This window comes from Bacillus sp. FSL R9-9530 (assembly GCF_038008145.1).
Taxonomy (GTDB): Bacteria; Bacillota; Bacilli; order Bacillales; family Bacillaceae_G; genus Bacillus_A; species Bacillus_A mycoides.
On record NZ_JBBOYO010000001.1, the window covers coordinates 69,337 to 89,761 of the forward strand.

Annotated in this window: 20 protein-coding genes and 2 pseudogenes; 14 read left to right on the plus strand and 8 right to left on the minus strand. The window is 36.1% G+C overall.

Going from position 1 to position 20,425, the window contains the following annotated elements; translation table 11 throughout:
- Positions 1-63 precede the first annotated feature (63 nt).
- Positions 64-318 carry a YbeF family protein gene (locus MKX66_RS00340; protein ID WP_002033769.1) on the minus strand — a complete coding sequence of 85 codons (255 nt, stop codon included), beginning with the start codon at positions 316-318 and terminating at the stop codon, positions 64-66.
- A gap of 164 nt (positions 319-482) precedes the next feature.
- A pseudogene (locus MKX66_RS00345) lies at positions 483-590 on the minus strand (MFS transporter); the annotation flags it as partial.
- On the opposite strand from MKX66_RS00345, the pseudogene MKX66_RS00350 reads away from it, so the two are divergent.
- Positions 574-750 (plus strand): annotated as a pseudogene (locus MKX66_RS00350) (phage holin family protein); the annotation flags it as partial. The pseudogenes MKX66_RS00345 and MKX66_RS00350 overlap by 17 nt on opposite strands.
- Positions 751-871: 121 nt before the next feature.
- Here the strand turns inward: MKX66_RS00350 and MKX66_RS00355 are convergent.
- The 3 genes from MKX66_RS00355 to MKX66_RS00365 all read right to left on the minus strand — a co-directional run bounded on the left by MKX66_RS00355 (position 872) and on the right by MKX66_RS00365 (position 3,057).
- Positions 872-1,357, minus strand: coding sequence for a DUF2247 family protein (locus MKX66_RS00355; protein ID WP_193651961.1), 486 nt, complete (start codon positions 1,355-1,357; stop codon positions 872-874).
- Positions 1,358-1,369: 12 nt separating this feature from the next.
- Positions 1,370-2,335, minus strand: coding sequence for a WXG100 family type VII secretion target (locus MKX66_RS00360; protein ID WP_000249934.1), 966 nt, complete (start codon positions 2,333-2,335; stop codon positions 1,370-1,372).
- Positions 2,336-2,664: 329 nt separating this feature from the next.
- Complete coding sequence (locus MKX66_RS00365; protein WP_012261596.1) at positions 2,665-3,057, minus strand: hypothetical protein; 393 nt, start codon at positions 3,055-3,057, stop codon at positions 2,665-2,667.
- A gap of 100 nt (positions 3,058-3,157) precedes the next feature.
- Here MKX66_RS00365 and MKX66_RS00370 point away from each other — a divergent pair, with 100 nt between their 5' ends.
- Together MKX66_RS00370 and MKX66_RS00375 are read left to right on the plus strand one after the other, a co-directional pair.
- Positions 3,158-3,589, plus strand: a complete 432-nt coding sequence (locus MKX66_RS00370) for a YoqO family protein (protein WP_215590119.1) — start codon at positions 3,158-3,160, stop codon at positions 3,587-3,589.
- 15 nt (positions 3,590-3,604) lie between these two features.
- Positions 3,605-3,973: a YoqO family protein gene (locus MKX66_RS00375; protein ID WP_012261594.1), complete on the plus strand. Its 369-nt coding sequence runs from the start codon at positions 3,605-3,607 to the stop codon at positions 3,971-3,973.
- A 32-nt stretch (positions 3,974-4,005) separates the two neighbouring features.
- On the opposite strand, the gene MKX66_RS00380 is transcribed toward MKX66_RS00375, so the two are convergent.
- The 3 genes from MKX66_RS00380 to MKX66_RS00390 form a co-directional block, all read right to left on the minus strand.
- Positions 4,006-4,530 (minus strand): DinB family protein, encoded by a 525-nt coding sequence (locus MKX66_RS00380; RefSeq protein WP_012261593.1) that lies wholly within the window; start codon positions 4,528-4,530, stop codon positions 4,006-4,008.
- Between the two features lie 84 nt (positions 4,531-4,614).
- Positions 4,615-5,685, minus strand: coding sequence for a M24 family metallopeptidase (locus MKX66_RS00385; protein ID WP_193651957.1), 1,071 nt, complete (start codon positions 5,683-5,685; stop codon positions 4,615-4,617).
- 368 nt (positions 5,686-6,053) lie between these two features.
- On the minus strand, positions 6,054-7,763 hold the full coding sequence (locus MKX66_RS00390; RefSeq protein ID WP_215590118.1) for an Rqc2 family fibronectin-binding protein: 1,710 nt from the start codon (positions 7,761-7,763) through the stop codon (positions 6,054-6,056).
- A 105-nt stretch (positions 7,764-7,868) separates the two neighbouring features.
- Between MKX66_RS00390 and MKX66_RS00395 the strand changes: the two genes are divergently transcribed.
- The 11 genes from MKX66_RS00395 to rlmN all read left to right on the plus strand — a co-directional run bounded on the left by MKX66_RS00395 (position 7,869) and on the right by rlmN (position 20,422).
- Entirely contained in the window at positions 7,869-10,592 is a 2,724-nt protein-coding gene (locus tag MKX66_RS00395) for a calcium-translocating P-type ATPase, SERCA-type (RefSeq protein WP_002033778.1), read from the plus strand.
- 99 nt (positions 10,593-10,691) lie between these two features.
- Positions 10,692-11,567 carry a YicC/YloC family endoribonuclease gene (locus tag MKX66_RS00400; protein ID WP_002088227.1) on the plus strand — a complete coding sequence of 292 codons (876 nt, stop codon included), beginning with the start codon at positions 10,692-10,694 and terminating at the stop codon, positions 11,565-11,567.
- Positions 11,568-11,634: 67 nt separating this feature from the next.
- Positions 11,635-11,898: an extracellular matrix/biofilm regulator RemA gene (gene remA, locus MKX66_RS00405; protein WP_001251456.1), complete on the plus strand. Its 264-nt coding sequence runs from the start codon at positions 11,635-11,637 to the stop codon at positions 11,896-11,898.
- 13 nt (positions 11,899-11,911) lie between these two features.
- The gene (gene gmk / locus MKX66_RS00410; protein WP_002014492.1) at positions 11,912-12,529 is read left to right on the plus strand and encodes a guanylate kinase; all 618 of its coding nucleotides are present in this window, start codon (positions 11,912-11,914) and stop codon (positions 12,527-12,529) included.
- Between the two features lie 2 nt (positions 12,530-12,531).
- Positions 12,532-12,744 (plus strand): DNA-directed RNA polymerase subunit omega, encoded by a 213-nt coding sequence (gene rpoZ, locus MKX66_RS00415; protein WP_002014493.1) that lies wholly within the window; start codon positions 12,532-12,534, stop codon positions 12,742-12,744.
- A 197-nt stretch (positions 12,745-12,941) separates the two neighbouring features.
- On the plus strand, positions 12,942-14,147 hold the full coding sequence (coaBC, locus tag MKX66_RS00420) for a bifunctional phosphopantothenoylcysteine decarboxylase/phosphopantothenate--cysteine ligase CoaBC (protein WP_002033779.1): 1,206 nt from the start codon (positions 12,942-12,944) through the stop codon (positions 14,145-14,147).
- Entirely contained in the window at positions 14,144-16,549 is a 2,406-nt protein-coding gene (gene priA, locus MKX66_RS00425; protein WP_341085275.1) for a primosomal protein N', read from the plus strand. Before coaBC ends, priA begins: the two co-directional genes overlap by 4 nt.
- 11 nt (positions 16,550-16,560) lie before the next feature.
- A complete protein-coding gene (def, locus tag MKX66_RS00430) occupies positions 16,561-17,031 on the plus strand; it encodes a peptide deformylase (protein WP_002014496.1) in 471 nt (156 codons plus the stop codon).
- Positions 17,032-17,053: 22 nt separating this feature from the next.
- Positions 17,054-17,998, plus strand: a complete 945-nt coding sequence (gene fmt, locus MKX66_RS00435; RefSeq protein ID WP_002014498.1) for a methionyl-tRNA formyltransferase — start codon at positions 17,054-17,056, stop codon at positions 17,996-17,998.
- Positions 17,995-19,329: a 16S rRNA (cytosine(967)-C(5))-methyltransferase RsmB gene (gene rsmB / locus MKX66_RS00440; protein WP_002128834.1), complete on the plus strand. Its 1,335-nt coding sequence runs from the start codon at positions 17,995-17,997 to the stop codon at positions 19,327-19,329. The genes fmt and rsmB overlap by 4 nt, the downstream gene beginning before the upstream one ends.
- 4 nt (positions 19,330-19,333) lie before the next feature.
- Complete coding sequence (gene rlmN, locus MKX66_RS00445) at positions 19,334-20,422, plus strand: 23S rRNA (adenine(2503)-C(2))-methyltransferase RlmN (RefSeq protein ID WP_002014500.1); 1,089 nt, start codon at positions 19,334-19,336, stop codon at positions 20,420-20,422.
- Positions 20,423-20,425 lie beyond the last annotated feature (3 nt).

Here is a 20,425-nt window from a genome sequence, read left to right on the forward strand (position 1 = left end):
AAAATTTTATGTAAAGTTCCATCGATATCAAAGAAAATCATATTACAATCTCCTCACTAATAACTACTTATTGTTTTCTGCAACTTCATATCCTCTCACAAACAATAGAGTCATATAAGAAATAATAAATGAGAAGATACTATACATACCGACCCAAAAGAAAAACTTTGGAGGGAAGGCGATAGCACCTACTATTAAAAAACTAGCAAACGTTACAATTGGCATTACATAGTACGTTCTCGTTCTACGTGTTCCAATAACAGAAACGATAAAGATAAGTAATGGACAAATTAATAAGACGAAAATCAATTCATTCATAGTTATGTCCCCTTTTCTAATTGAAGTAATCTGTTGCTCGTAAACGTTTTGAAATAATTACTCTCATAATATAATTTCGCTATGTAATAAATAAACCCTTTTGAAGGTTAGTATATTTCAATATTTAACCTAAAAAGGCGTAAGCAAGTATTATCTTGCTTACGTTACAGGATAAACATCACAACGATAGTGGTGACGATTAAGCCGATAATAACTGGCAAAAAATTTCGGCGTGCGAGTTCAAATGGATCTACTTTACAAATAGCAGCGGCTTCACAAGCTGATGTGGTTATGGGAACAAATAGCGCTATTCGTGAGGCAACAATCTTTTTATTTATTGGAAATGAGTTGCTATCACTGTTAGAAAATGCTGGTCGTATGGGAATCCCTTCACCTTCAGCATTAACGAATGCATTTGAAATTTTAGATTAGTATAATGATATTTGTGTAAAATAAAATCTACTTAATTGTAAATAAAGCCTATGTATATGTGAAATAAAGAAGAGCCGTCCTGTTGGGCGGCTTTTTTCTTATTGATTCTCCTAATGTTTCCTTATTCATATTTAAATCTCGATCTCTCTAAGTTTAAAAATTTTTCAAACCTATTTATCAGATCTTCTTTCGTAGTTGGGACTTCTTGAGGCATATAATTAACAAAACTCACCATATCTTCTGGGTAGTGATGATTTCCATAAAACTCTGCAATTTCATTTAATAATTCATTATCTTCTTTACATCTTTCTTTTATTTCAGATAAACAAACAAATCTTAGTTTTCTATTCTCCTCTACTAACATTGTGCTTTCTTCATCTAATTGAGGAAAATAATTAGTTTTTATTTCTAACATCACCTTATCTAAATCTTCACTAGATACTCCCCATGCAAGTTCACTAACAAACTCACTTTCATCACCAATATCCATCAATTCTACCGCATAATCGGAAATGACGTCTTTATTAAAATAATTTTCTTGGATGCCTATAAAAATAGTTTTCCAGTCATACTTAATATGTTTATTTTTTAAATCTTTTAAGTTCATATTATTTACCTCTTACTTTTTTGGAATTTGATTTGGCTTACCCGTCATAACACCATTTTCAATGAATCTCCTGTGGCTCACATCACCATTGGGCTCAACAATCCATTCAAAAACACCTTTATTACCATTGTTACTTCCTGTTATTTGATATAATTCCCTTTTAATACGGTCCCCTCCTACTAGTGGAAACTCCTCCGCAAATCTTGAATAATTATCAATAACATCAGAAAAACCATGTTCCTTTGATACATGAGGGAACTCTTTTTCTATAAAAGGTTTCCCTTTTTCATCTCTTCCCCAAACTGGTTTTACATTATCAACCTTTTTTCCACTTCCAACTCGTTTTCCATCTATAACAGGTCCTTTAAGTTCTTCAATTACTCTAAGATTAGCTCCGCTGTTTGTCCCAGCAGTGACTTTTTTAGCTGTATTTGCAGCCTCAGTAGCCTTAGCAGTCATTTTAACTCCTTTTCCTACTTTAGCTATCTTTCCAAAGGGTGTAAGGCCGGCTACAGCCATGACACCTGCCCCAGCACGCTCCCACCCCGAAAGTTTTTCGCCAGTAGATGGATCAATACCATCCCAAACACGACGAACATCATATTCACCACTTATTTCACCAGCAATATCTCTAGCTAATTTTTTACCATCAAAGCCATTCTCTTCAGAAGAAGGTTTACCACACATTGCACCTTCTTCCATTGTAACATCTTGATTATCTGTATTGCGGAATTTTTCGGCAATTCGTTTCAGATCTTCTTCCACTTGTATAATTGAATTGATAGATGTAAAAGCTTTTGGTCTCGCTTCATTGAACATTTGAATGAACTGTTGATTAGAGGCACCAATCCATTGAAAACACAAATGATCAATTTCATTACATAAATTATTATGTATAGATTCTAATGCGATTCTGGTATTACTTGCACGATTAGCAACTTCTTCTAGCATTTCAGGTGTCACTTTGATTTGAACCATTTCTTTCCTCCCTTTTCCCAATTAAAATTATGAGATAAAAAGAAAAAAATGTAAACACAGAAATTTTAGACTAGTATAGTAATATTTATATAAAATAAAATTTGCTTAATTGTAAATAAAGCCTATGTATATGTGAAAGAAGAGCCGTCCTGTCGGGCGGCTTTTTTTATTTATATGTAATTAAAATTTACTTTTAGATAATGCTTTTAATATAGGTTTAAAGATTTTACTCAATAAACGAAATGCGTGGAAGATTGAACGAATGACTTTCATAAAGGTAGAATCTCTCCTTATTTTAAACACCTACTTTTTGTGTACTAGTTACACTTTTACTGTAGATCAGATATCTTTCTAACTTCTTTTTCCTTCGCTTTAAATTCTCTTTTATATTGCTTGAAATCCTGTTTATCTACTCTGAACGTTTCCCCAGTGGCAACATTTTTTACTAAATATGTTTTAAATGCAAATTCCCTTAATAAAAAATACACCAAAAATAATAGCAAAGATATCCCAAGTGTTGGTAATAGCTCAGTAATGGCGTAAATGAAACTTTGAAAAATACCGCTAATAGCAAGAGGGAGAGAACTTGTAGCGGTTAATGCTAATAAAAAGATAAAAACAATACAAATAATTGTCGTATCTTTTCGAAGAATAAAAAAGGTAATAATAGTGAGTAAACAAAGAATATAGAGAGCATGTAAAAGCGTTAATTCAACTCCCATAACATTCACATCCTTTAGGCATTCGTGTAGTTCATTGTATGAAAGCGGTGAAGGTATGTGAGTATAGGAAAAAGAAAAAAGTGAAATTTCATGTACTGTAATGGTAAGAATAATAAATGGATGTTACAATACAATTAATCCTAAAAATGGAATTAAAGGAGGACTTATGCGCAAAAAAATTGGATTTTGGGGATTCATCATATCTTGTAGTCTATTAATCATTTTAAATCTGTTTACAAGCAATGAATGGATAAGTATCATACCTGTTTTCGGGTTTGTATTTATACTTTTATATAACTGGGATGGTATGAAACAATATAGTAAGAAAAGTATCGGAATTATGATAGGTATCACTGTTGTTTGCTCATTTTTCGTAGGGTTTCTTTTAATAGAAGGGCAGAAACAAATGGAGAAAATGTCTATTTTTCAAGAATGGATGTCTTCTGCAAAAGGTCTTTATATTGTACTTGTAGTTGTTATTTTTCTAAGAATTGTTATAAGCATAGCAAGTTACATATTAAAGGAGAAGTAGAATGGGGGAGTACGAATGAGAGAGAAAATAGGGTATTTTGGTGTGCTCGTTTGTTTACTATTATCAGTTATTTCAGGGCAATTTCTTAAAAGTGAATGGGTACCAGTTATATTAAGTATAGGAGTATTGATTTTTGCTCCTATGTATCGCTGGAATGAATGGAAAGCATATAGCCGAAAAAAGAAAATTGTTTTCAGTATCGAGTTTGTTATTATAATTAGCACGATTCCGTTTTTGTTATTGAAAGGAAATGAGATAATAGATGGAATTGTAATGTTTCAAGGGTGGTTATTTATTGCGAAATTGCTATATTTAATATGCATTTTAATGTCGGTAGCGGTAGTCGCTAAAAAAGTAAATGAAAAGTTATTCGTTAATGAATAAAAGAAAATGCCACCTTATTCGGTGGCATTTTCTCATTTTACTGAATGTGCTTTTTGCATTTTTTTAATTAAACGAATTTGTCCGCGATGATTGATTTCATCTTCAAATACGTGAAACCATTTAAAGTAGTTATTTGCTGGTTTGTCATGCCAAAAGTCTGTCGTTTTAAATAGCCATTCATCAGGTAACGATTGAAAAGTTTCAATCGTTTTGGAACGTACTTCTTGTAATGTGTTTATGTAAAATTCTATTGGGTTTCCTTTTATTTTCTTGCGTCCAAGATTTCCTAACTCAATAGCAGGTAACCAGCGTTCTAATTCAGCCTCCGTTGGTTCACGATCTTCAAAAGTATGAATTTGGTAGTAAAATTCAATAGCAGCCATATGGTACAATAACATGCCAATTGAATTTGCTTCCTCATCATATAAATAATCAAGTTCTTCAATTGTTAAGCCCTCGACAGCCTGCATTGTTGTATAGCGAGCGTAATTCATCATGGAAACAAGTTTTGAAAATTCAGGCTGTAAACCATCTATTTTATCGATTACAAAGTTCAATTAAAATTCCCCCTCTTTAAACAATTACTCCAGAGAAGGAATTCTATGTGTAAAGAAAAACTCCTGTTAAAAAGCACATGATTTTTAACAAGGAATAACTATTAGTTCCCGATTCGCTTTTGTAATAACTTCATATCCGTCTTTTGTAATGACGATATCGTCTTCAATTCTACAACCGCCCCAGTTCGGAATGTAAATACCAGGTTCAACGGTAACAACCATACCTTCTTCTAAAGTAGCCTTACTTTCTTGGGATAGGCGAAGAGGTTCATGTATTTCTAACCCAAGACCATGACCAGTAGAGTGTCCAAAATATTGACCGTATCCATGTTCTATAATGTAATCTCTCGTTATATCATCGATACTTTTCGCAGTTTCTCCAGGCTTAATTGCTTCAGTTCCACGTTTTAATGCTTCTCGTACAACGTTGTATATCTTTTTGAATTCTTCTGATGGTTCCCCGATTGCTACAGTACGTGTTATATCGGAACAATATCCGTCGTAAAGTGCACCGAAATCTAATGTAACAACGTCGCCTCGTTCGATTATTTTATTTGATGCAACTCCATGGGGAAGTGAAGAGCGAACGCCAGAAGCTACAATAATTTGAAATGATGAGGATGTAGCCCCTTTTTTTCGCATGAAAAATTCTAATTCATCTCGGACATCAGTTTCACTTATTCCTGGTTTTAGAAATGTAAGGATGTGGTGAAATGCTTCGTCAGCAATATTAGCTGCAATTTTCATTGTTTCTATTTCAGGTGTGTCTTTAATAATACGAATATCCTCGATGATTTCGCACACTTGCACCATTTCCGCATGTATGTATTTTTGTAAGTTTTTATATTGTTGTAATGTCATGTTATTTTCTTCAATTCCAAGTTTTTGAATGTTTAATTTCGATACTTGATTTGCAACTTCTTTCTCTAAATTTCCTTTATGCATAACAATTTCAGCGTCTTTTATTTGTGATTTCGCTTGATCTACGTAGCGAAAATCGGTTATAAAAACCGCTTTATCCACAGAGATTAAGACGACGCCAGCGCTGCCTGTAAAGCCTGTTGCATATTGGCGATTTTCTTTTTTTGTAATAAGTAATCCGTCAATTTCATATTTTTGTAGTTGATTTTGGATTTTATTAATTCTTAAAGTCATGTTAATTTCCCCCTTTTCACAGTATTGAATAAAGCAAATAGCGTGCCAAAATGTATATTTGAAGAAAAGATAGTAGGAACTACATATATTTTAGGGGAGATAAAAAATTAGCCGGTTATTTGTGGGAGACGGTTTGTTCATAAAATCAGGATTACTTCAATAATCAGTGGGGGGATGAAAAAATATTGATTGGAGGTGCACTTTATATACATACTGTAAAAAAATTTATACAGATGTGAAATGACACTGTCAATTTTTTTGACAATATTGAAGGGAAGAAAGATGTTATGAATGAGTGAATGGATATATGAACTGAATTGAAACCGTATAAAAAATGCGTCGCTTGCAAGCAACGCATTTTTTAATATTTAAGCTTTTAATTTCATTACAGTATCAGCATCCGGTGTTACATATACGGTTTGCTGATTGTCGTACGTAACAAAGCCAAGTTTTGCGCCACTCGGTTTTTTGACATGACGTATTTTCGTGAAATCTACAGGAACAGAACTAGAATCTTTTGCTTTACTGTAATAAGCAGCGATTTTAGCGGCCTCTTGTAAAGTCTCTTCCGTAGGTTCAAGAGAACGAATGACAACGTGGGACCCAGGTATGTCTTTCGTATGTAACCAAATTTCATCACGACGGGAGAATTTCGTTGTTAAATAATCATTTTGCTTATTGTTTTTACCGACGAAAATTTCTGTGCCATCACTAGCTAAATATTTGTCCAATACTGGTTTTGTCGGTTTTTTCTTTGAGTTTTTCTTCTTACGATTACGTACATAACCTTCTTCGGTCAGTTCTTCACGAATCTCTTCAATATCTTTTGAAGAAGCAACCTCCATTTGTTGAAGTAAGCTATCGAAATAAAGAATTTCTTCATTTGTTTTTACGATTTGTTCTTCTACAATAGCAACTGAATTTTTCGCTTTTTGGTACTTTTGGAAATAGCGTTGTGCATTTTCAGATGGTGTTTTTAAAGGATTTAATGTGATTTTTACAGTCCCACCATTTTCGTCGTAATAGTTAACGACTTCTATCTCTTTATCACCTTTTTTCAAAGCGTACATATTGGCTGTAAGTAGCTCTCCAAATAGTTGATATTTATCTGCTTTTCCGGCATCTTGTAATGTTTTTTCTAGTTTAATTAGCTTCTTTTCGTTTTTTGTTTTTTCATTTTGCATAAAGCGTTCTAAATCGTGAGCTTGTTGTTTTACACGATCGCGCTCTGCTTTACCAAAGAAGAAACGATCTAATAATTCACTAACAGATGAAAATGTTTTTTCGTTTCCTTGTAAGTGAGAAAGAGGGAATAGGTAAAAGAACTCTTTTCCATTTGCTGTTATCATTGCTGGCACGTACTGATGTGTTAGCAAAGGTTTTTGCAAGCTGAAGAAAGCTTCAGATAATGCTTTTTCATTTGCCATACCTGCTTTTTTCACTACTTCTTTTGCGAATAACGGTGATATTCCCGTAAAGGTGCCGACAAGCTGTTTATCCATGTTTCCAGATAGAAAGTCTAGCGGTCTAATAAATTCATCATCTGTTTCAATCTGAAGCGGGTTAATTTTATGTTGTGCTGGTGGTGCAATATATTCAGCTCCAGCGTATACAGTTCGATGTCGGTTTACTGCTAAAGAAACGTGTTTTAAGCTATCTAAAATATTGTTTGTTTTTGTGTCTACTAAAATGATGTTACTATGTCGTCCCATGATTTCAATTACTAATGTCTTTAGCGATTCATCACCAATTTCATTTCTGCTGCGAACTGTAATTTGAATAATGCGCTCTAAATCAATTTGTTCAATCTTTTCAATGAAACCACCTTCTAAATGCTTGCGGAGAAGCATACAAAACATTGGTGGAAGTGCAGGTGAATCGTAATTTTGGTTTGTTAAGTGTAAACGTGCATATGTCGGATGAGCGGAGAGAATCAGTTTTTGATTCTTTCCGTTTGCGCGAATATGTAATAAAATCTCGTATTTTGAAGGTTGATATATTTTGGAAATTCTTCCCGTGTAAAGAGAATTTGCAATTTCATGTGTAATCGCTCTTGTAAATAATCCATCGAATGCCATAAATGAACACTCCTTTCTAACTAAAAGTTAATTATAGCATTTTTTTGGACGAGGCTGAATAAGCTTTCATTAGAGTATGTCTGGAATCAGGAGGTCGATGGCAGGATGAATTGGTATGAAATGCGAGCACATGAAGTGGAGGAAAGAACGAATACGAATGTGGAGGTAGGTCTTACAGAGCAAGAAGCAGAGGGCCGATTAAAGAAATTTGGCACAAATGAATTGCAAGAAGCAAAGCGGCCTTCTGCGCTTATGGTGTTTTTAGCGCAATTTAAAGATTTTATGGTACTTGTTTTATTTGGTGCTACAATTATTTCAGCTTTTTTAGGAGAGTATATTGATTCGATTGCAATTGTTGCAATTGTTATTATTAATGGTGTCCTCGGTTTCTTCCAAGAGAGGAAAGCTGAAAAATCGTTGGAAGCTTTAAAAGAATTGGCAGCTCCTCAAGTTACTGTACTAAGAAATGGGAAGTGGATAAAAGCGCCGTCAAAAGCGCTTGTACTAGGTGATATTATTAAATTTTCTAGTGGTGACCGTATTGGCGCGGATGTTCGCCTTGTGGAATCTTCAAGTTTATATATTGAAGAATCGGCTCTTACAGGAGAGTCATTGCCTGTACAAAAGAAGGTAGATGCGTTACAAGGTCAAGATGTTTCAATTGGTGATCAAAAAAACATGGCATTTATGGGGACGATGATAACGAGAGGTGCTGGAACAGGGGTAGTCGTAGCAACTGGAATGAATACAGCTATGGGGCAAATTGCAAATATGTTGCAAAATGCTGAGCAAATGGAAACGCCATTACAAAGAAGATTAGAACAGCTTGGAAAAATTTTAATTATTGTTGCTCTTATATTGACGGCTCTTGTTGTACTAGCTGGTGTATATCAAGGGAATGAAGTGTATCACATGTTTTTGGCCGGGGTTTCGCTTGCTGTTGCAGCTATTCCAGAAGGATTGCCAGCTATCGTTACGGTTGCGCTATCACTTGGTGTACAGCGTATGATTAAAAAGAGGGCAATTGTGCGAAAGTTGCCAGCTGTAGAAACGTTAGGCTGTGCTTCTGTTATTTGCTCAGATAAAACAGGAACAATGACACAAAATAAAATGATGGTAACACATATGTGGTCAGGCGGAGAATTGTGGAAAGTAACAGGTCAAGGCTATGAGCCAACAGGTTCGTTTATGAAAGGTGAAGAAGTAATTGACCCTACTAAGACGAAATCACTGTATCAACTACTTACATTTGGCTGTTTATGTAATAATGCGAATGTTATTCAAAAGAAAAAGACGTATGTGTTAGATGGAGATCCAACAGAGGGAGCTCTCGTTGCTGCTGCAATGAAGGCGGGAATATCACGTGAAGCTCTTAAAGGAAAGTTTGAAGTCATTCGTGAATTTCCTTTTGATTCAACTAGAAAAATGATGAGCGTTATCGTTCGTGATCGTGAAGGTAAAAAATTTGTTATTACAAAAGGAGCACCAGATGTTCTTTTGCAGATGAGTCAAACAATTTTGTGGGGAAATAAGCAGCAGCCTTTAAGTGAAATGTATCGAAAAGAAGTGCAGGCAGCGATTCATAGTTTAGGAAGTCAAGCTTTACGAACGATTGCAGTGGCATTTAAACCGTTAAAAGCTACAGATTCAATTGAACATGAAAGAGAAGTCGAGCAGGATTTTATGCTTGTTGGAATACAAGGAATGATAGATCCGCCAAGACTAGAAGTGGCGCAAGCGGTGAAAGAGTGTAAGGAAGCTGGTATTAGAACGGTAATGATTACGGGAGATCATAAAGTGACGGCAATGGCAATTGCGGAACAGCTAGGGGTTTTACCGGCGGGTGGACGCGTTGTTGAAGGTGTAGAACTTGCGAATATGGATGTAGAGGCATTAGAAGATATTGTAGAAGATACGTATGTATTCGCTCGTGTGTCTCCTGAGCATAAATTGAAAATCGTTAAGGCGCTACAAAATAAGGGACATATAGTAGCTATGACAGGTGATGGAGTGAACGATGCTCCAGCTATTAAAACAGCTGATATAGGGATTGCGATGGGAATTACAGGGACAGATGTTGCAAAAGAAGCTTCGTCACTTGTGTTGTTAGATGATAACTTTGCTACGATTAAATCGGCGATTAAAGAAGGTAGAAACATATATGAAAATATTCGGAAGTTTATTCGGTATTTGTTAGCATCTAACGTTGGTGAAATTTTAGTTATGTTATTTGCGATGTTACTTGCACTGCCATTGCCGATGGTTCCAATTCAAATTTTATGGGTGAACTTAGTTACTGACGGTTTACCAGCGATGGCATTAGGTTTGGATAAGGCTGAAGGAGATGTGATGAAGAGAACACCACGCCATCCGAAAGAAGGGGTGTTTGCTAGAGGGCTTGCATGGAAAATTATAAGTCGTGGTTTTCTAATCGGAGCAGTGACATTAGTAGCGTTTATTATTGCATTTAACCAGCATCCGAATGAATTGAAGTATGCACAAACGGTAGCCTTCGCAACATTAGTACTGGCTCAGCTTATTCATGTATTTGATTGTCGTAGTGAACATTCTATATTTCACCGCAACCCGTTTGGAAATATATATTTAGTAGGGGCGGTTATTATTTCTTTACTGTTAATGCTTGTAGTTATATATTATCCACCATTACAGCCGATTTTTAGCACAATGCCGATACAAGCACGAGATTGGTTGTTAATTGGAGGATTATCATCTATTCCGACCTTCTTATTAGTAGGATCCTTATTAACAAGAAAAAAGGAGAAAAAGAAAAAGCCGCTGTTATATAAGAAGGGATTAAACTTGAAATAGTCAATGATATGAAAATATGATATAATTTACAGAAGGTAGTAGAGCCTTGTCTCTATTGCCTTTTTCATTGAGTTATTTCATGGCTTGGATGTGATAAAGATGATTTGTAGTATGACAGGATTTGGAAGATCGAAGGTAGAAAACGATACTTTTCAAATAACAGTAGAAATGAAGTCGGTGAACCATCGTTTTTTAGAAATGAGTATTCGGCTTCCGAAGCAAATGATGGCGTTTGAAGACAAGATTCGTAAAATAATTGCAAAGCAAGTTCGCCGTGGACGTATTGAAGTGTCTATTAGTATAACAGGTGAAGGGCTTGTTGAAAGAAAATTAACTGTGAATTGGGAACTTCTCAAGCAGTACCAATCCATTATGGAAGATATAAAAGGGAAATTTCAATTACAAGATTCTATTACACTCGGGCAACTAATGGGAATGCCAGAAGTAACGGCAGTTGAAGAAATAGAAAATGTAAATGAACAATTTGAAACCGGTTTATATGAAGCTGTTCGCCAAGCTGCTCATATGTTGAAAACGATGAGAGATGGCGAAGGAGAACGATTACATAAAGATATAGCATATCGTTTGCAAGAGATTCATAATTGTGTAAATGCAATTATTCCACATGCACCAATTGTTACACAAAAATATCGTGAACGATTAGAAAATCGCTTAAAAGAATTACATAATCAAGATTTAGATGAACAACGATTGTTGACAGAAGTAGCAATATTTGCAGAGCGTTCAGATATTCACGAAGAATTAGTTCGATTACAAAGTCATTTAGATCAATTTCGTGAAGCACTGCAAATTACAGAGCCTGTTGGAAGGAAAATGGACTTCATCGTGCAAGAGATGCATAGGGAAGTTAATACGATAGGTTCTAAGGCAAATGACTTAACAATTTCAAAATATGTCGTAGAAATGAAAAATAACCTTGAAAAAATTCGTGAACAAGTACAAAATATTGAGTAGCTTTCAAAAAATATATAAAGTTATACGTGGTGGAGAAATCGGATAGACTTACTAGGAGGCGCAAACTATGGCCATGCGGTTTTTAAATATTGGATACGGAAATATTGTATCTGCTCATCGAATTATTGCTATTGTAAGTCCGGAGTCAGCTCCTATTAAACGGACAGTACAGGAAGCGCGTGAACATAATGCTTTGCTTGATGCTACGTATGGGAGAAAAACAAGGGCGGTTATTGTTATGGATGATGGGCATGTAGTATTAAGTCCAATTCAGCCAGAGACGATTGCACATCGTTTGAATAATAAAGAAGATTTAAGTGAGGAAGGGTAGGTTTTACATATTTATGAGAAGTAGAAGAGGATTGCTCATCGTTCTTTCGGGACCTTCTGGTGTCGGGAAAGGAACGGTTCGAAAAGAGCTGTTTAGCCATGAAGACACACGTTTTCAGTACTCTATTTCAGTAACGACACGTAAACCGCGTGAAGGTGAAGTAGATGGTGTGGATTATTTCTTTAAAGAGAGAGAAGAATTTGAAGAAATGATTCGTAATGAAAAGTTACTTGAATGGGCTGAGTTCGTTGGTAATTATTACGGAACACCGATTGATTATGTTGAAAAAACGTTACAAGAAGGAAAAGATGTGTTCTTAGAAATTGAAGTGCAAGGAGCAATTCAAGTTAAGAAAGCCTTCCCAGCAGGTGTATTTATTTTCTTAGCACCTCCAAGTTTATCTGAACTAAAGAACCGAATTGTCGGCCGTGGTACAGAAACTGAAGATGTTATTGAAAATCGTTTAACTGTAGCGAAAGAAGAAATCGAAATGATGGACGCTTATGACTATGTTGTAGAAAACGATCAAGTTGAATTAGCTTGCGACCGAATTAAAGCAATTGTGGTTGGTGAACATTGCCGCCGCGAAAGAGTGGCAAAATACTATAAAGAAATGACGGAGGGTCTATAATTATGTTAAATCCATCAATTGACTCATTATTAACAAAAATCGATTCTAAATATACACTTGTAACAGTAGCTGCAAAGCGTGCACGTGAAATGCAAATTGCTGACAATTGTGTTATTGAAAAGCCTGTTTCTTATAAATGTGTAGGTAAAGCATTAGAAGAAATCGATTTAGAAGTATTAAAATATGTACCAAGCGATGACACAATAATTGATTAAGACATTCTTTTCGACAAATTAAAACATAGACTTTATAATTTTCTATGTAACGGTAACAACCTATTTACAAGTAGGTTGTTATTTTTTTACGATAGGGATGAAAAGGAATCGAAAAAGACGGAACGAAATACTGGTACTGACGAGCTGGAAATTCTATTTCAGTAGAATAAGTTTGAAAAAGAAAGAGGACGAGTCATATGCTAAAAGGGAAAAAGATACTTCTATGTGTAACAGGAGGCATTGCAGTTTTTAAGGCGGCTGCGTTAACAAGTAAATTGACACAAGCTGGCGCTCTTGTAAAAGTAATGATGAGTGAGTCGGCAATGAAGTTTGTTACGCCTCTTACATTTCAAGCACTTTCTCGCCATGATGTATATACGGATACGTTTGATGAGAAAGACTCGGCTGTTATTGCTCATATTGATTTAGCGGATTGGGCAGATGTTGTACTTGTTGCACCTGCTACAGCTAATTGCATTGGAAAGTTAGCTGGCGGTATTGCTGATGATATGATTACAACTACTTTGTTAGCTACTACAGCTCCAGTGTGGATTGCACCTGCTATGAATGTGCATATGTATGAAAATAAAATTGTTCAAAAAAACATGATGACGTTAAAAACATTAGGATATACATTTATTGAGCCTGGGGAAGGTTTTTTAGCATGTGGTTATGTAGCAAAAGGAAGACTGGAAGAACCTGAAGCAATTATTGGACGATTAGAAGAGGCTTTCTCGGAACAACAACCATTGCAAGGAAAACGAATATTAATAACAGCTGGACCGACACGTGAAAAGATTGATCCGGTTCGTTTTATGACGAATTTTTCTTCTGGAAAGATGGGGTATGCGATCGCAGAAGTTGCAGCAAGCTTAGGTGCTGATGTCATACTTGTGTCAGGACCGACAGCATTAGAGTCACCATTACATGTCACAACAATACAAGTAGAATCTGCACAAGATATGTTAGAGGCAGTCCTTCAGCATTATCAGAGTGTGGATGTTGTCATCAAAACAGCAGCCGTTGCAGATTACCGTCCGAAATATGTTCATGATAATAAAATGAAAAAGAAAAATGGCGATGCTGTAATTGAATTAGAAAGAACAGTGGATATTTTAAAAACGTTAGGTGAGAAGAAGGACCGACAGTTACTTATCGGTTTCGCAGCTGAAACGACAAACATAGAGGAATACGCAACGAGAAAATTACGTGAGAAAAATGCAAATATGATTGTTGCGAATGACGTGAAAGCGCAAGGAGCTGGGTTTGGTACGGATACAAATATTGTGACAATGTATAGAAAAGATGGAGAAATCATTGAGCTGCCACTTTTAACGAAGAAAGAAGTGGCTCGTGAAATATTAAAGCAAATAGAAATGATGTTAGAAGATGATTATGTATGAAGTTTGCAAGTGTAATTGTTGATGTACCTGCACGTCAAACAGATCGACCGTTTGATTATATTATCCCTAAAAAATGGGAAGATATCGTGCAAACAGGAATGCGTGTAGTAGTCCCATTCGGTCCGAGGAAATTGCAAGGTTTTATTATTGGCATAAAGGATTCGGTTGAACTAGAAAGTAAAAAGTTAAAAGCGTTGTATGAAATATTAGATGTCACTCCGGTTTTAAATGATGAATTATTAAAACTTGGGTATTGGCTTACAAGTGAAACGTTATGTTATATGATTTCAGCTTTTCAGGTGATGCTTCCGACGGCGATTAAAGCAACATATAAAAAGCGTCTGCAACTTCGTAACCGAGAAGAAGTAGCACCAGAAATTCTTTCTTTATTTCAAGGGAAGGAAACGATAGATTGGGAAGTTATCGAAGCACAGCCGCACCTATATCGCACTATTCAACAAGAAATTAAAAATGGTACGACTGAAGTGGTTTATCAAGTAAAGGATAAAGTGCAGAAGAAGAAACAAAGAGTAGTTCAACCGGAGTTGCCGGCAGATAAATTGGAATTAGCAGCATTTGAACTGAAAAGTAAAAAACAACAAGATGTACTCTATTATTTTGTAGAAAACTACAAAAGTGTACCGTTAAAAAATTTAACAGAAGAATTACAAATAACAGATGCTCCAATAAAAGCACTTGTTAAAAAGGGTCTAATCTCAGAAAAGTATGTAGAGGTATACCGGAGTCCGTATGACGATGATGATTTTGAACAAACGAAACCATTTCCGCTTACTGAGGAACAAAAACAAGTAATTACACCGATTTTGTCATCAATTACAAATGAAACTTACAATCCATTTTTACTATATGGTGTTACAGGAAGTGGTAAGACTGAAGTATATTTACAATCTATAGCAGCGGTGCTCGAGAAAGGAAAAGAAGCAATTGTGCTTGTTCCTGAAATTGCGCTAACGCCCCAGATGGTAGATCGCTTTAAAGGTAGGTTCGGTTCGCAAGTTGCAGTTCTTCACAGTGCGCTTTCTGTTGGCGAGAAATATGATGAATGGCGAAAGATATTAAGAAAAGAAGTGAAAGTTGTAGTTGGTGCGCGTTCAGCTATTTTTGCTCCATTCGAAAATTTAGGAATCATTATTATTGATGAAGAGCATGAATCAAGTTATAAGCAAGAGGATAACCCAAAGTATCATGCAAGAGATGTAGCAGTGTGGAGAGGACAATATCATAAGTGTCCAATCGTTCTCGGAAGTGCAACGCCGACACTTGAATCGTTTGCTAGAGCGAAAAAAGGTGTCTATGGGTTGCTTACAATGGAAAAACGTATGAACAAGCAAGCTTTGCCGACTGTAGAAATTGTTGATATGCGTGAAGAGCTTCGTGATGGAAATCGCTCAATGTTTTCAAAGGCACTGCATGAAAAAATAGCAGATCGATTAGAAAAGAAAGAACAAATGGTTCTCTTTTTAAATAGAAGGGGTCATTCTACGTTTGTGATGTGTCGTGATTGTGGGTATGTCGTACAATGTCCGCATTGTGATATTTCGTTGACATATCACAAAATGAACCATCGTTTAAAGTGTCATTATTGTAGTCATGAGGAAAATATGCCAACGGAGTGTCCTGCTTGTAATAGTACGTATATTCGTTTCTTTGGTACAGGGACGCAAAAGGTTGAAGAAGAAATCACAAAACTATTCCCTGAGGCGCGGGTCATTCGAATGGATGTGGATACAACAAGCCGTAAAGGAATGCATGAAAAATTATTAAAGGCGTTTGGTGAAGAGAAAGCAGATATATTACTTGGAACACAAATGATTGCGAAAGGGCTTGATTTTCCGAAGGTGACGCTTGTTGGCGTTTTAACGGCGGATACGATGCTTCATCTACCTGATTTTCGGGCGAGTGAAAAGACGTATCAGCTATTGACACAAGTAAGTGGACGTGCAGGAAGACATGAATTGCCAGGTGAAGTTGTAATTCAAACGTATACGCCGGAACATTACAGTGTAGAATTAGCAAAGAATCAACAATATGATGTATTTTATCAGCACGAAATGCAAATGAGGCAAATGAGACAATATCCGCCATATTACTACGTTGTACTTGTAACTGTATCTCATCCGGAGTTATTAAAGGCAGTCCAAGTGACGGAAAAAATTGTCGGTCATTTACGAACGCATTGTTCAAGGCAAACAATGGTGTTAGGGCCGGTTGCTTCAGCAATTCCAAGGATAAAAGATAGATATCGTTACCAATGCATGATAAAATACAAACGGGAACCAAACTTAAAGAACGTGCTCAAAATGGTAAATGAACATTATCAAGCAGAAATGCAAAAAGAGCTACAAATCTCAATTGATTTTAATCCAACAATGTTAATGTAGCGGAGGGAAATATGGCAGTTTTAGAAATTGTAAAGCATCCAAATGAAGTGTTAGAAACACCATGCGAAAGAGTAATTAACTTTGATAAAAAGTTAGTGAAATTGTTAAAAGATATGCATGAAACAATGTTAATTGCAGACGGAGTTGGTCTAGCTGCGCCACAAGTGGGTGTAAGCTTACAAGTTGCTGTTGTTGATATAGGTGATGATACGGGTAAAATTGAATTAATTAATCCTGTTATTTTAGAAAAACGTGGTGAACAAGTAGGTCCCGAAGGCTGCTTAAGCTTTCCGGGACTTTATGGTGAAGTGGAGCGTGCAGATTACATTAAAGTACGTGCACAAAATCGTCGCGGTAAAATATTTTTATTAGAAGCGGATGACTTCTTAGCGCGTGCAATTCAGCATGAAATCGATCATTTACACGGTGTTTTATTTACATCTAAAGTGAAAAGGTATTATGAAGCAGGCGAATTAGAATAGGTTTAAAAGGAGCGGTTTTTGAATGATGAAAGTAGTATTTATGGGGACACCGGACTTTTCTGTGCCGGTGCTTCGTCGTCTTATCGAGGACGGATATGACGTAGTTGGTGTTGTAACGCAACCTGATCGTCCAGTTGGTAGAAAAAAGGTTTTAACACCTACTCCTGTTAAAGTAGAAGCGGAGAAACATGGTATTCCAGTAGTACAGCCGTTAAAAATTCGTGAAAAAGACGAATATGAAAAAGTATTAGCACTAGAGCCAGACTTAATTGTAACAGCAGCATTTGGACAAATCGTACCGAATGAAATTTTAGAAGCGCCAAAGTATGGATGTATTAATGTCCACGCATCATTACTTCCAGAACTTCGCGGTGGTGCACCAATTCATTATGCGATCATGGAAGGTAAAGAGAAAACAGGTATTACAATTATGTATATGGTAGAAAAATTAGATGCGGGCGATATATTAACGCAAGTAGAAGTAGAAATTGAAGAGCGTGAAACAACAGGTTCATTATTTGATAAGTTAAGCGAAGCAGGAGCACACCTTTTATCTAAAACGGTTCCTTTACTAATTCAGGGTAAACTAGAACCAATTAAACAAAGTGAAGCTGAAGTGACGTTTGCATATAATATAAAACGTGAGCAAGAGATAATTGATTGGACAAAAACAGGTGAAGAAGTATACAATCACATTCGCGGATTGAATCCATGGCCAGTTGCTTATACGACTTTGGCAGGACAAGTTATTAAAGTATGGTGGGGAGAGAAGGTCTCTATTACAGAGAAAGCTGAACCAGGTACAATAGTAGCTCTTGAAGAAGATGGGTTTGTTGTTGCAACAGGGAACGAGACAGGCGTTAAAATCACTGAATTGCAACCATCTGGTAAAAAGCGTATGAGTTGTTCACAATTTTTACGTGGAACAAAACCTGAAATTGGTACGAAGTTAGGAGAAAATGCATGAGACAAAATGTTCGTGAGTTAGCTCTGGATGGCTTAATTCAAGTAGAAAAAAGTGGTGCATATAGCAACTTACTTTTAAATAATTTGATTGAAAAAAATACAATTGACAGAAAAGATATTGGTTTATTAACTGAAATGGTATATGGAACAATTCAACGTCGTGACACACTAGATTATTATTTACAACCATTTTTAAGAAAAAAGGTTGAAGCGTGGGTAAGAGTGTTGCTTCGCCTATCTCTATATCAAATGCTATATTTAGACCGAGTTCCAGAAAGAGCGGCTATTCATGAAGCAGTTGAGATTGCAAAGCGTCGTGGGCATAAAGGGATTTCAGGCATGGTGAACGGAGTATTGCGTTCGATTCAGCGAGAAGGTGTACCTTCGTTAGAAGAAATCGAAAATCCAGTAGAACGACTTGCGATTGCAACGAGTCATCCAATGTGGCTTGTACAAGAATGGGCATCCGAATATGGTTTAGAGACAGCAGAGAAAATGTGTGAAGTAAATATGTTGCCACCTGTACCAACAGCACGTGTAAATGTTGATAAAGTAACGGTAGAAGAAGCGGTTGCGTTATTAGCTGATGAGGGTATAGAAGCAAAACGTGGCGAATTGTCAGAGGATGCAATTCAAATTGAAAGAGGAAATGTCGCACATACAGAAGCGTTCAAAAAAGGTTTCCTTTCTATTCAAGATGAAAGCTCAATGCTTGTAGCACGTGCTTTAGAACCGAATAAAGGAGATACAGTTCTAGATAGTTGTGCTGCTCCTGGCGGAAAAACAACTCATATTGCAGAGCGTTTGGACGGAACTGGTAAGGTAATGTCGCTTGATTTACACGCACATAAAGTACGTTTAATTGAACAACAGGCGAAGAGGCTTGGTTTAGAAAATGTAGAAACGATGGCTTTAGATGCTAGAAAAGTTCAAGAGCATTTTGCAAATGAATCTTTTGACAAAATATTAGTAGATGCACCATGTTCTGGATTTGGTGTTATTAGACGTAAACCTGATATTAAGTTAGGTAAAGATAAGGGCGATAGTGAAAGGTTATCAACGATTCAACTTGCGATACTAGAAAAAATAGCACCATTGTTAAAACAAGGTGGTCGCCTTGTTTATAGTACGTGCACAATTGAAAAAATAGAAAATGAACAAGTAATAAAGCAATTTTTACAAGAGCATCCTGAATTTGAATGGGATACTACGATAAAAGATCGCATGCCAGAAAAGTTAAATCCGTATATTGATGAAGGTCAAGTACGAATTTTACCGCATTATTTTGCAACAGATGGCTTTTATATTGCTTGTTTAAGAAAGAAGGTGTAGCATCATGGAAACGACTGTAAAAAAACAAAAGAAAAATCTAGAAACAAAGAAACCATCAATTTATTCTTTACAACTTCATGAAATGCAAGATTGGTTAAAGGAACAAGGAGAACCTAAGTTCCGTGCAGGACAAATTTTTGATTGGCTATATAAAAAACGTGTAAAAAATTATGAGGATATGTCAAACCTTGCTAAAGGATTGCGCGATAAATTGTCGAATTCCTTTGATATTACTACTTTAAACACTTTAGTAAAACAAACGTCTTCGGATGGAACGATTAAATTCCTATTCCAGTTATACGATGGATACTCTATTGAAACTGTACTAATGCGACATGAATATGGAAATTCCATTTGTGTAACAACACAGGTGGGTTGCCGCATTGGCTGTACGTTCTGTGCTTCTACACTTGGTGGGTTAAAACGAAACTTAGAGGCTGGAGAAATTGTAGCGCAAGTAGTAGAAGTTCAGCGTGCGCTTGATGAAACAGAAGAACGTGTAAGTTCTCTTGTTGTTATGGGAATTGGAGAACCATTTGATAATTATGATAACTTAATGTCATTCTTACGCATTGTAAATCATGAAAAAGGAATTCATATTGGTGCAAGACATATGACAGTTTCAACAAGTGGAATTGTTCCAAAAATTTATAAGTTCGCTGAAGAAGATATGCAAATTAATTTTGCGATTTCATTGCATGCTGCAAATACAGAGATACGTTCAAAATTAATGCCGATCAACCGTGCTTATAAGCTACCTGATTTAATGGAAGCTGTTAAATACTATGTAAATAGAACAGGGCGTCGTATTACATTTGAATATGGCTTATTTGGAGGAGAAAATGACCAAGTTGAGCACGCTGAAGAACTTGCTGCGCTCTTAAAAGGTGTAAAATGTCATGTAAACTTAATTCCGGTAAACTACGTGCCAGAACGTGATTATGTACGTACGCCACGAGAGCAAATTTTCTTATTTGAAAAGACGCTAAAAGATCGTGGAGTGAATGTAACCATTCGCCGTGAACAAGGTCATGATATTGATGCAGCCTGCGGTCAGTTGCGTGCAAAGGAGCGCAAAGAAGAGACGAGGTGACTA